Source organism: Lactobacillus sp. ESL0228 (assembly GCF_003692825.1).
Lineage (GTDB): Bacteria > Bacillota > Bacilli > Lactobacillales > Lactobacillaceae > Lactobacillus.
The window spans coordinates 145,198-157,320 of the sequence record NZ_REHJ01000007.1; the positions used below are offsets into that span (position 1 = coordinate 145,198).

The 12,123-nt window shown below is 33.7% G+C and carries 13 protein-coding genes; 8 read left to right on the forward strand and 5 right to left on the reverse strand.

Features of this window, described 5'->3' with window-relative positions; all coding sequences use genetic code 11:
• Window positions 1–2: 2 nt before the first annotated feature.
• Entirely contained in the window at window positions 3–464 is a 462-nt protein-coding gene (locus F5ESL0228_RS02630; protein ID WP_122017927.1) for a hypothetical protein, read from the reverse strand.
• A 100-nt stretch (window positions 465–564) separates the two neighbouring features.
• On the opposite strand from F5ESL0228_RS02630, the gene F5ESL0228_RS02635 reads away from it, so the two are divergent.
• Window positions 565–1,434 carry a hemolysin family protein gene (locus tag F5ESL0228_RS02635; protein WP_122017928.1) on the forward strand — a complete coding sequence of 290 codons (870 nt, stop codon included), beginning with the start codon at window positions 565–567 and terminating at the stop codon, window positions 1,432–1,434.
• The gene (locus F5ESL0228_RS02640) at window positions 1,434–3,005 is read left to right on the forward strand and encodes a peptide chain release factor 3 (protein WP_122017929.1); all 1,572 of its coding nucleotides are present in this window, start codon (window positions 1,434–1,436) and stop codon (window positions 3,003–3,005) included. Before F5ESL0228_RS02635 ends, F5ESL0228_RS02640 begins: the two co-directional genes overlap by 1 nt.
• 358 nt (window positions 3,006–3,363) lie before the next feature.
• Here the strand turns inward: F5ESL0228_RS02640 and F5ESL0228_RS02645 are convergent, their stop codons facing one another.
• Complete coding sequence (locus tag F5ESL0228_RS02645; protein WP_122018168.1) at window positions 3,364–3,645, reverse strand: DUF1827 family protein; 282 nt, start codon at window positions 3,643–3,645, stop codon at window positions 3,364–3,366.
• A gap of 113 nt (window positions 3,646–3,758) precedes the next feature.
• Window positions 3,759–5,924 (reverse strand): ATP-dependent Clp protease ATP-binding subunit, encoded by a 2,166-nt coding sequence (locus F5ESL0228_RS02650; protein ID WP_122022761.1) that lies wholly within the window; start codon window positions 5,922–5,924, stop codon window positions 3,759–3,761.
• 190 nt (window positions 5,925–6,114) lie between these two features.
• Between F5ESL0228_RS02650 and F5ESL0228_RS02655 the strand changes: the two genes are divergently transcribed.
• The 6 genes from F5ESL0228_RS02655 to F5ESL0228_RS02680 all read left to right on the forward strand — a co-directional run bounded on the left by F5ESL0228_RS02655 (window position 6,115) and on the right by F5ESL0228_RS02680 (window position 10,740).
• Window positions 6,115–6,297, forward strand: a complete 183-nt coding sequence (locus F5ESL0228_RS02655) for a hypothetical protein (protein ID WP_122018169.1) — start codon at window positions 6,115–6,117, stop codon at window positions 6,295–6,297.
• Window positions 6,298–6,411: 114 nt separating this feature from the next.
• Window positions 6,412–6,678 (forward strand): phosphocarrier protein HPr, encoded by a 267-nt coding sequence (locus F5ESL0228_RS02660; RefSeq protein ID WP_046306433.1) that lies wholly within the window; start codon window positions 6,412–6,414, stop codon window positions 6,676–6,678.
• The gene (gene ptsP / locus F5ESL0228_RS02665; RefSeq protein ID WP_122017931.1) at window positions 6,678–8,411 is read left to right on the forward strand and encodes a phosphoenolpyruvate--protein phosphotransferase; all 1,734 of its coding nucleotides are present in this window, start codon (window positions 6,678–6,680) and stop codon (window positions 8,409–8,411) included. The genes F5ESL0228_RS02660 and ptsP overlap by 1 nt, the downstream gene beginning before the upstream one ends.
• A 192-nt stretch (window positions 8,412–8,603) precedes the next feature.
• Window positions 8,604–9,002, forward strand: coding sequence for a transcriptional regulator SpxA (spxA, locus tag F5ESL0228_RS02670; protein ID WP_122017932.1), 399 nt, complete (start codon window positions 8,604–8,606; stop codon window positions 9,000–9,002).
• A gap of 102 nt (window positions 9,003–9,104) precedes the next feature.
• The gene (locus F5ESL0228_RS02675; protein ID WP_122022762.1) at window positions 9,105–9,809 is read left to right on the forward strand and encodes an adaptor protein MecA; all 705 of its coding nucleotides are present in this window, start codon (window positions 9,105–9,107) and stop codon (window positions 9,807–9,809) included.
• A gap of 61 nt (window positions 9,810–9,870) precedes the next feature.
• Complete coding sequence (locus F5ESL0228_RS02680) at window positions 9,871–10,740, forward strand: competence protein CoiA family protein (protein ID WP_255409562.1); 870 nt, start codon at window positions 9,871–9,873, stop codon at window positions 10,738–10,740.
• On the opposite strand, the gene F5ESL0228_RS02685 is transcribed toward F5ESL0228_RS02680, so the two are convergent.
• Both F5ESL0228_RS02685 and F5ESL0228_RS02690 read right to left on the reverse strand, forming a co-directional pair.
• Window positions 10,715–11,326: a DsbA family protein gene (locus F5ESL0228_RS02685; RefSeq protein ID WP_122022764.1), complete on the reverse strand. Its 612-nt coding sequence runs from the start codon at window positions 11,324–11,326 to the stop codon at window positions 10,715–10,717. The genes F5ESL0228_RS02680 and F5ESL0228_RS02685 overlap by 26 nt on opposite strands.
• Window positions 11,327–11,408: 82 nt before the next feature.
• Window positions 11,409–12,035: a CYTH domain-containing protein gene (locus tag F5ESL0228_RS02690; RefSeq protein WP_122022765.1), complete on the reverse strand. Its 627-nt coding sequence runs from the start codon at window positions 12,033–12,035 to the stop codon at window positions 11,409–11,411.
• Window positions 12,036–12,123: the final 88 nt, after the last annotated feature.

Here is a 12,123-nt window from a genome sequence, read left to right on the forward strand (position 1 = left end):
ATTTAATGTTGGTTAGGATCAATTGAAAGGTTATCGTATTCTACATAGGCACCTAAACAAGTCGATAAAAGCATGATTAAAAATACAATACCAACAGATTTGCCAACAATTTGATCCAAAGTCAGAAAGTGGCGAATGACAAATGTCGCCATATAACATAAGATAAAGTCCAAAATCATATTAGCGAAGAGCAAAAAATAGCGCCGGCGAATGCTAAAAAAGCGTAACAATTGCTTAAATATACCGTCATTTACTTCTACAGCAAGTAGGTCAACGGGACGCTGAATTGTGGCTTTAATTGCAAACATAATCAGTGCGCCAACAAATGCCCCAATTGCGGTTCGAAATAGATCACCCGAATGCAAAACTAAGGCATTATAACCAATGCCGATGATTGTTAGACTGCATATATAAGGAATTAACAATAAAAAAGTAAAAACAAGTAAAACATGACTTTTTTTCATGGAGAAACCTCATTTCTTACGAGCTATTGTAACATATATGATATGTACATGATATAATGTTATTACTTAACGTGTTATTTTGAGAAAGAGAGAAACAATTATGGCAAGCGACCCTGCTAAGGGGAATTTATTTCGACGATTTAAGAATAAATTTTCCCCTTCAAGCGATGAAGAAACTAAAGAACATTTAACAAAAGAAATAAAAATTTTACATGATCATCAAAAAATTAGTGATGCAGAATTTTCAATGTTAGATGGAGTTTTGGATTTTCAGGGACGGGTAGTCCGTGAAGTAATGGTACCCCGAATCGATGCCTTTATGGTAGATTGCTGTGAGAGCTTTCAAACTAACTTGAAAGAAATTTTACGTGAGCCATACTCAAGGATACCGGTTTATAATCAAGATAAAGATAAAATAGTTGGTGTAATTCATATTAGAACAGTTTTACGTAAGGGCTGGGAAAAAGGCTTTGATAAATTAACTTATGAGGATGTCATGAATCCCCCCTTATTTGCACCAGAAACAACCGATTTAGGTGAATTGTTAGTTGAAATGCAACAAAGTCAGCAACAACTTGCTATTTTAACGGATGAGTATGGAGGAATTGTGGGTCTAGCAACCATTGAAGACTTGATTGAAGAAATAGTTGGCAATATTGATGATGAGGTTGACCATACGGAAGTGTTGTTTAATCAGGTAGCTCCTGACAAGTATGTTATATATGGTAAAATGCCTCTAGATGAATTTAATGAACAATTTGGTACTGAACTTCAAATGGAGAATGTTGATACAGTAGCGGGATTTGTAATTACTAAATTGGGCATTATTCCGGCAAAAGGTGAAAAATTATCTGTTAAACTAGATAACGGTATGATTCTAACCACCAGAAGAATGATTCGTTCAAGATTACAGACGGTCTTATTAACAATACCAGAAAAAACGAATAAGGAAGAAGAGCAAAAGAGTTAATGAGTGAACAGCTTTTAGATAATGTTAAAAAAAGAAGAACATTTGCAATTATTTCTCACCCGGATGCAGGAAAAACAACAATAACTGAGCAAATGCTTCTTTTCGGTGGTGTGATTCGTAATGCCGGTACTGTTAAGGCGCGAAAAACTGGTCATTATGCAACTAGTGATTGGATGGAGATTGAAAAACAACGTGGGATCTCGGTCACTAGTTCTGTGATGCAATTTGAATATCAAGGAAAGAGAATAAACATTCTTGATACTCCAGGACATGAAGATTTTTCTGAAGATACTTATCGGACATTAATGGCTGTCGATTCTGCAGTAATGGTAATTGATTCTGCTAAGGGAATTGAACCGCAAACAAAAAAATTATTTAAGGTCGTTAAGCAGCGTGGCATTCCAATCTTTACTTTTATGAATAAACTAGATCGAGATGGGCGCCCGCCTTTAGATCTAATTGCTGAGTTAGAAGATTTATTGGGAATTGAGGGCGTAGCTATGAATTGGCCAATTGGTTCTGGTCAAACCCTCCAAGGATTATACGATATTGCAAATAATCAAGTTGAACTGTATCATCGAGAAGGTAAACAGCGTTTCTTAAAGCTGAATAATGACGGAACACTGCCAGTTAGTGAAGCTTTCGCGCAAAATCCTCAGTTTCAGGATACATTGGGTGAGATTGAACTGATCAAAGAAGCTGGTAATGTTTTTAACTTGGATAAAATTCTGGCTGGTAATCAAACTCCCGTATTCTTTGGCTCGGCATTAACTAATTTTGGTGTTGAAACTTTTTTGAAGAGTTTTGTTAAGTTAGCGCCAGCACCAGAAAGCCATCAAATTAATGATGGTCAGACACTTAAGCCTGAAGATGAAGAATTTTCAGGCTTTGTTTTCAAGATTCAGGCGAATATGAATCCTCATCATCGTGATCGTATTGCTTTTATCAGAGTAGGTAGTGGTGAATTTCAAAAAGGTTTAGACGTTACTTTGGCAAGAACTGGTAAGCAAATTCGTCTTAACAATGCTACTGAGTTTATGTCGAGTGAACGTGTACAAGTTTCTGACGCTGTTGCAGGTGATATCGTCGGCTTATATGATACTGGTAATTTTCAAATTGGAGATAGTATCTATGCAGGAAAAAGTAAAATTGTCTATCAACCTCTTCCTGAATTCACTCCCGAATTATTTGTTCGGGTTAATGCTAAAAATGTTATGAAACAAAAATCATTTCACAAAGGAATGACTCAATTAGTCCAAGAAGGTGCAGTACAGCTTTATCGTAATTATCAAACTGATGAATATATTTTGGGTGCAGTTGGTCAATTGCAATTCGAAGTATTCAAATTTAGAATGAAGAACGAATATAATTCAGAAATTGAAATGACAAATATCGGTCATCGAGTAGCGAGATGGATTGATCCCAAGCAGTTGGATCCGGCAATGTCAAGCAGTCGAAATCTTCTTGTGAAAGATCGCTATGATCAACCACTATTCTTATTTGAAAATCAATTTGCTGAAAGATTTTTTCAAGATAAGTATCCTAATATTAAGCTGACCGAAAAATTATAATAAAAAAGGCTGGAAAATTTTAGTATAGGAATTTAACCATCTTAAATTTGGTTGCTTTTGCTTTAAAGCATAAAATCACACATAATTTTTGATGTATATTACTGTTTCTAAATGGGTATATGTACAAAAATAAGTAAATGATTATTATTTAGTAAAGATATAAGTATTTACTCTATTATAAGTTATTATTAGTATAAAAGTGAAAGAAGCTGAAGAGCCCAAGAAATATTGTAAAATGTTATTCTATTCAAAAAAAGGTAATACAAATTAAAAATATACGATAATACTTTAAGTCTACAAAAAATAAGCCATGAAGTTTAAACAACTTTCATGGCTTATTTTAAAATATGTCAACAATTTACTTGTCAATATGAACTTCGATTACTCGCTGGCTTTTATCACAAGTCAAGGTATATGACACAGGTTTTTCTTTTACTAAACGCTTGATAACAAATTCGGTTTCTTCTTTACGTACTCGGCGAGAGTGGTTTTCCAAGACAACCCCAATTGCATCATCGCTTTCGGTATATATAACTGAGGTATTGCCTAGAGAATAAACCTTTACATAGTTGACATTAGTAGAATTAAGTTGACTATGTACTAATTCTCGATAACTATTGGTTACATCTATTAAGTGCATGGCATTCACCTGTTTCTTCTGATAGTTTTCTTTTTGCTATAATTACACCACCTATTTTAACATTTTTCTCTAATAAAAAACATCTCAATATTAGCTAATTTACTTATCGTAGATTATTTTGCTGTTTCTTTTTGATCAGTAATGACAATATTATTGTTTTCAATGCTTGCTAAAAGATTTTTAGCAGTAGGGTGATCAAGTTTAAAGTCAGCTACTTTGTCTTCTATTTCTTCCTGAATGGTTCGACGCAGAGGTCGAGCACCCATAGCTGGATTGTAACCGTCATCAACCAGTTTCTTTTTGGCATCATCAGTAACAGTAATTTGTAATCCTTGATTTTTAACCATACTGTTAACATCATTTAGCATTAAGTTGACGATTTTGACTAAATTGTCAACTGATAACTCATTAAATTCAATGACATCGTCTAACCGGTTTAGAAATTCAGGTTTAAAAAATTGACTCATTGAGTTTCGAGCTGATTCGGGTTTATTACTATCATTTTCAGCCGTAAAGCCCACGCTTGTGTTTTTAATTCCTTGTCCAGCGTTTGAAGTCATAATAATAATTGTATCTTTAAAGGAAACCATCCTACCTTGCGAATCAGTTAATCGACCATCATCTAAAATCTGTAAAAATAAATTCATTACAGAAGGATCTGCTTTTTCGATTTCATCCAAGAGAATCAAACTATACGGATTACGCCGAACTCGTTCGGTTAATTGTCCAGCTTCTTCATATCCAACATATCCAGGAGCTGAACCGATTAATTTAGATACTGAATATGATTCCATATATTCCGACATGTCAAAACGAATCATTGCGTCTTCTGAACCAAACATTTGCTTGGCCAATTGTTTAGCCAATTCGGTTTTACCTACACCAGTTGGTCCAACGAAAAGAAATGAGCCAATTGGTCGACCAGATTTATTAAAACCAATTCGATTTCGACGAATAGCACGAGCTAATTTATCGACAGCTTGATCTTGACCAATTACATTAGCCTTTAAGTTAGCAGCTAAATTTTGAAGTTGGTTTTCTTCTTGCTTTTGTAAATCTCCAACTGGTATACCAGTTTTTTCTTCCACAATTTTATTCATGATTTTGCTTGTGATAATAGGAGATTTATCAGGATCAACATTTTGATTCTTCATTTTATTGTATTTTTCAATTTGATCACGGTAGTAAGCAGCTTTTTCGTAGTCCTCATTTTTAAGTGAATCTTGCTTTAATTCTTGGGCTGCTGCGATACGTTCTTGCATTTTTTCTTTATCAACATAAGGAATGGTAAGATTCATTCGAGAGCCGGCTTCATCGAGCAAGTCTATGGCTTTATCAGGTAAAAAGCGATCTTGAATATAGCGTTCGGATAATTCTGCAGCTGCTTTAATAGCATCATCAGTGTAATGAACATGGTGATAATCCTCATAACGTTTTTGAATTCCTTGCAGAATTCGGATAGTTTCTTTAACAGAAGGTTCCTTAACGTCAACTGGTTGAAAACGCCGTGCTAGAGCGGAATCTTTCTCAATTTCACGATATTCTTTTAAGGTTGTAGCACCAACTAATTGTAAATCACCACGAGCAAGGGCAGGCTTAATAATGTTGCCTGCATCCATTCCGCCTTCAGCATTTCCCGCTCCAACAATTTCATGTATCTCGTCGATAAACAAAATAATATCTTTATGACTTTGTAATTCTTTAATCAGCTGCTGCATTCTTTGTTCAAATTGACCGCGGATTCCAGTTCCTTGAACTAATGAAACAACATTCAATGAAACAATACGTTTATCCTGTAATTTAGCTGGAACGGAGCCATCAACTATTTGTTGGGCCAAACCTTCAACAACTGCTGTTTTTCCGACACCGGCTTCGCCGATTAATACTGGGTTATTCTTAGTTCTTCTATTTAATATTTCAATTACGCGGGCAATTTCTTTATCTCGTCCAATGACGGGATCAATTTTCCCTTTCTTAGCGAGTGCTGTTAAATCTGTACCATATTGATCTAGTAATGAACGACCACCAGCGCCATTATTAGAATTTCCCTTGTCCATAGTTGGTTCATCAGCGTTTTGACCGTTAGGATTATTAAAATTATTAAATGGATCACCAAAATCAGAGAATAAACCATTGATATTATTATTCATATTGATGTTTCCTTGTTGCTCTAGTTTTTGATAACATTGGCCACATAAATTAATTTCACGGCTCTGTCCATTAACCTTTGCAAAAAGGTGAATAGAAGCAGGTCGTTTTTGACAATTCTGACAAAGCAAATATATTACCGCCTTTCGCTTTAATTTACGTTTTCTAAATTATATAATTAGCACTCTTAATAATCAAGTGCTAAAGACTGAGACTTAATCCTAAGAAGTTGAAATATGCTACAATATTTTTAAACGGTACAGTAAAATTTATTATGATTTGCTAAGAAAATGTTAAATTAAAAGAAACACGGTGGTATACTTGGATTACCAAAAAATTCTTGAGCAGTTAGCCGATGGACAACTTGAAAACTACAAAGTAGAGCCCAAGGAAGCCTTTGCCTTTCATTCTGCGCTAAGATCTTTTGGCAAAAGACAGAACATAACAGGAAAAGCCTTGAGAGGTGGGGGAATAATCTATACTTGTAAAAAGATAGAATTTTAATGATGTAAACTGTTACATTTAAGTTGTTTAATTTACCAAAAAATGATAGGCTAGTTACGGACAATAGGTATTTATTACCAATTTTATTTTTTAAAATTAAAGGAGATAATCATAATGGAAAAACGCGATTTTCATGTTATTGCTGAAACGGGAATTCATGCTCGTCCAGCCACTTTATTAGTACAAGCAGCTTCTAAGTTTGGTTCAGATATCAATTTGGAATACAACGGTAAATCCGTTAACTTGAAGTCAATTATGGGAGTTATGTCTCTTGGAGTTGGAAAAAATGCTGATGTAACGATTAGTGCTGATGGTGATGATGAAAAAGATGCCATTAATGCTATTTCGGAAACAATGAAAAAAGAAGGCTTAGCTGAATAATGACCAAGAAATTAACGGGAATTGCTGCTAGTGATGGTATTGCTGTAGCACCAGCCTATCTCTTGGTAGAACCAGATCTTTCGTTTTCTAAGACTAGTGTCAGTGATGTTGAAAGTGAACTTGCTCGTTTTAAAGATGCAATTAAGGTATCAACTGCCGAAGTTGAAAAGATACGTGATAGTGCAAAAAAGAGTTTAGGTGAGGATGAAGCGCAAGTTTTTGAAGCTCACTTAATGATTTTAAATGATCCTGAATTCACCGGTGCAATTGAAACCGAAATTAAGGACAAAAAGATTAATAGTGAAGCTGCGCTTGATGGAACCGCTCAAAAATTTATTGCGATTTTTGAAGGTATGACGGACAACGCTTATATGCAACAACGTGCTGCTGACGTACGTGACGTTTCTAAAAGGATCATGGCGCATTTGCTAGGTAAGGAATTACCTAATCCTGCAACAATTGATCATGAAGTAATTGTAGTTGCACATGATTTGACACCGAGTGACACTGCTCAATTAAACAAAAAATTTGTCAAGGGATTTGTGACTGATATTGGGGGACGAACAGCTCACTCAGCAATTATGGCACGATCTCTTGAATTACCAGCGGTTGTCGGTACTGAATCAATTACAAAAGATGTTGTAAATGGTCAGACACTAGTTGTTGACGGCTTGAATGGTGATGCTGTCATTAAACCGAGTGATGAACAGATTGCTGATTATAAGCAAAAGAGTGAAGCCTTTTTAAAGCAAAAAGCTGAATGGGATAAATTAAAGAATGAACCATCAGTAACTGCAGACGGTAAACAGTTTACTATTGCTGCAAATATTGGTACACCAGCTGATATGCAAGGGGTTAATGAAAATGGTGCGGAGGCTGTTGGATTATATCGGACTGAATTCTTGTATATGAATTCTAAGGATTTTCCAACTGAGGAAGACCAATTCGAAGCTTATAAAGAAGTAATTGAAGGGATGAATGGTAAGCAGGTTGTTATCAGAACCATGGATATTGGTGGCGATAAGCACCTTGACTATTGGGATTTACCTGAAGAAATGAATCCATTCTTAGGAGTTCGAGCTATTCGCTTATCATTGCAAAATGAAGAAATATTCCGGACCCAATTACGTGCTCTTCTTCGTGCTTCAGCGTATGGTAAACTAGCGATCATGTTTCCAATGATTGGTACTTTGGGTGAATTGCGTAAAGCAAAGTCTATTTTAAACGAAGAAAAGACCAAATTAACTCAAAAGGGTACTAAAGTTGGTTCTGATTTACAAGTTGGAATGATGATTGAAGTTCCAGCCGCAGCCGTTTTAGCTGATCAATTTGCTAAAGAAGTAGATTTCTTTTCCATCGGTACAAATGATTTAATTCAGTATTCAATGGCTGCTGATAGGGGTAATGATAATGTTTCGTATCTTTATCAACCAGCCAATCCATCAGTTTTGCGTTTAATCAAACATACAATTGATGCAGCGCATGAAAATGGTATTTGGTGTGGTATGTGTGGTGAAGCCGCAGGTGATAACATTATGTTCCCAATTTTACTTTCAATGGGACTTGATGAATATTCAATGAGTGCAACGTCCATTTTACGTATTAGGAGTTTGATGAAGAAACTCAATACTGAAGATATTAAGGAATTAGCTAACAAGGCTTGTTATGTTTCTGAAACAGCGGAAGAAAATGAAAAGTTAGTCAATGACTTAATGAAAGAAGTAAACAAATAAAGTTTTAAAGCGCATCAATATATTGATGCGCTTTTTAATATCTTTAAACTTTCTTGAAAAAAAAGTCATAAATTATTCACGTTTATTGCTTATCATTAAAGCATGACCAATTCACATAATGCTGCTTACTAAAAAGAAGTAGTGTGTTATAATAATACTATGCATAGTATTATTCAAAGGAGCGTGAAATATATGGTAAATTTATATATATCGCCAAGTTGTACCTCATGTCGAAAAGCTAAGGCTTGGTTAAAGAAACATAATATTGATTATAAAGAAAGAAATATTTTTTCAGAGCCTTTAACTAAAGAGGAACTTATCCAAATATTGAGAATGACTGAGAATGGTACAGAGGAAATAATTTCTACACGTTCAAGAGCATTTCAACAGTTAAAAATAAATCTTGATAATTTGTCAATTGATCAATTGTTAGATTTAGTTGAAAAGAATCCAAGCTTATTAAGAAGACCTATTATCATGGATGATCGTCGTTTGCAGGTAGGCTATAATGAAGATGAAATTAGACGCTTTTTACCAAGAAAAGTACGTCGCTTAGAACTCGAAGAAATGCAAAAGATTGCTGATTTATAAGAGAAAAATTTTAATAAAAGCGTTAGTATTTAAACTAACGCTTTTATTTTATCTGTAAAGTACGTTACAATAGATGTAAGTATTCGATGAAGGTGAGAACTCATGCAAGTAGATCATATTGACGAAAATACAATTCGCGTGAGAATTGATAAGGCGGAATTGGCTAGACGCGGACTTAAAGTTTTGGATTTGCTAGGGGATAAAGACCAAATACAGCATTTTTTTTATTCGATTTTGGATGAAATTGATACCGATCACTCTTTTAGCCAGGATGCACCTATTACTTTTCAAGTAATGCCTAATAACGGTGGGCTTGATTTGTTGATCACTAAAGTGACTGATAAAGATCGAGAAAGTTTATCACATCTATTTAATAATGAATCAAATATCAAAAATAAAATGGATCCACGGCGATCTTTTCTTGACTTGGAATCGGACTCAAATGAAGAAAAAATATCCAAAAACGAAGAAAATAACAATTCAACTGCGATAACTAATAGGTATGCTAACAAGCAGGCTTACAGCTTTACAGATCTAGATCAAGTTACTGAATTGGCTAATAGTTTACAGACAAATAATATGACTTCTAGTCTTTATTTTGAACACGGAAAATTTTATCTTGATTTGGCCTTTAAAGATGAAAATAAGGGTGAGTTGGAGCCAAGTGATGCTTGGGCAATTGCTAATGAATATGGTATCAAAATTAAGCCAGGAGAAATGGCTCGTGTTAAAATAATTGGCAAGTGTTTAATTGCTAGTGATGCCTTAATTCAACTGCATCATTATTTTAATGAACGCAAACATTAAGAAATTAATAAGAAAAAGACAAGCGGTATGCTTGTCTTTTTTCTTGCGTATTTAATCATAGGTGATTAAATTGTACACGGCATTATTAAATGATCAATTAGTTTTGGCAAGTAGACAAGCGGCTTTAATTAATAAAACTAACAGTATATTGAAAGCGCCACATTATTACTGCCCTAAATGTCATGAAGAAGTTCAACTGGTGTTAAAAAAAGAACATCCCTATTTTAAACATTGGCCTAAAAAAAATAATATGAAAGGAGAAAGGGTTGAGCATGCCCTTAGTAAGCAACTGCTGCAATGTGCACTAGCAAATGCAAACTTAGATGCCCAAATAGAAGTTCCTTTAGCTGGCGGTAAATTACGAGCTGATGTGCTGGCTAGTCCAAAGTTGGCCTTTGAAGTTCAATGTGCTCCCTTAAGCAGAGCAGAATTTACTCAACGTCATCGTTTGTATTGTCAAATTGGGATTACTGATATTTGGGTGGTTGGTAAACGTCATTTTTTACGAGAAAAAATAAAAAAGTCACAACTTATTTTCTTTCGTAGAAATAAGTTGTGGCATGACTATTATTTGGAAATTGATCCTTATCAGCAGTTTTTATCTTTAAAATATAATATTTTATTGGAGCCTATTACAGAGAAACTTTGTTATCAAACAAGTGTTTTTGACTTAAATGCCAATGGTTTGAAACAGTTATGGCATTTTAGACCGCTACTTAGAAATTATTTGATAAACCCAATATCACAAAAAAGTTATTTACAATTACAAATAATGAGAAAAAGTCGCAAAGGAATGCGTATTGCAGAATTATTGTACAAACTCAATTTAAAGCTTACTGATTTACCTGAGTGGGTTTTTACAAAATATCGAAGAGTGAATACTATTGATAATGCTTTATTGTATCTCACATCAAATGAAGATGATTGGTAGGACAATAACTTTCTTTGATACAACCGTTATTGTTTAAGAGTGAAATCAATTTATCGTGGACCAAATTACCTTCAAGCAGTATCCCATTATAATTGCCATTTTCATTAAATATGATGGTTGTAGGAATATTACGAACATTAAATTTTTTAGCAAGTTCTTTATCTTGACGAATTGAATCATCGATGTAATTGCTAATCCGAGTGTCATTAATTCGATTTAAATTGATTTTTAAATCAAGTAGTACTTTTTCTCCCAATTCATTTGAATATTGATTAAAATTGTTACTTACAGCACATTGTAAATTAATCAAATAAGAACGTGCCTTTTTATTTCCATATTCAAATTTAATTGCATGATAACTGCGTAAAGCTTGATAAGAAGCTATTGTATATTGTGAAATATTGTTAACTTTTTGTCCGCTTTTTTTTCTTCTAATGATATCTTCCTGTATAACTTTCGAGTTAATAATTGGAACAAAATGAAAGCAGGAACTAATATTGAGTTCTTCGAGTGCTTCTTTAATTAAAATCTCCGTATCATAGCAATAAATACCGATGGGATTGATGAAGAGAAAAATCTCAAACATTGCCAAGTTCCTCCTTAATTAACTAAATTAATTAATACTTTAACAAATCTCTAGTTAATAAACAAAAAATATACTTTTATTCTTATATTTTAACACGATGCTTGAAAGCGCGTCCGATTTTTGATTGATTGGTATTTTGCGGAATTTCATTAATGTTATATTCTGATTTTAAATCTTTCAGAACAGTTGCGATTAATTTTGAGTCAGAGTTTTCAATTTCTAATTCAAAATCTTGGTAGCCATCGGGATAAATGTTATTATCAAAGGTTAATTCACAATTTTTGGGACCAACGGCCAGAATCCGCTGTGTCTTACTGTAAGTTTGTACATGTAATTTATAGTTTTTGCCAAAATGGGAATTTAAATAGTTGCCTACGTTTCCTTCAAAAGAAACTAATTGGGTTGCTTTTTTACCTACAGCTATTAAAGATTGACCTTTTGGCAAAGAAAGATAATCATTAATTTCAATTGCCTCGTGAAAATCTTGCTGAATTGGATTAGGGTTAGGTACTTTAAGAGTTTGTTCAGCGCGATCATTAAATAGGCGAACTCGGCAACTAATTCTTTTTGTTTGTAATAAGCCGTTATCTGTATCAAAATAATAGTTTTCTTGAGTAAAATTACTTTTATTAAAAAAATCTTGACATAATTTTTGATAAATTGACTTTGGAATAATAATTTTTGCTTCTATTTCGGTGTTTTCTGACATGAATTTGTTATTTTTCCCTTCAGAAGATTAATTATTACATTTTATATTACTATAATATAAAATGATTTTTTAAGATGTTGTTAGTGTT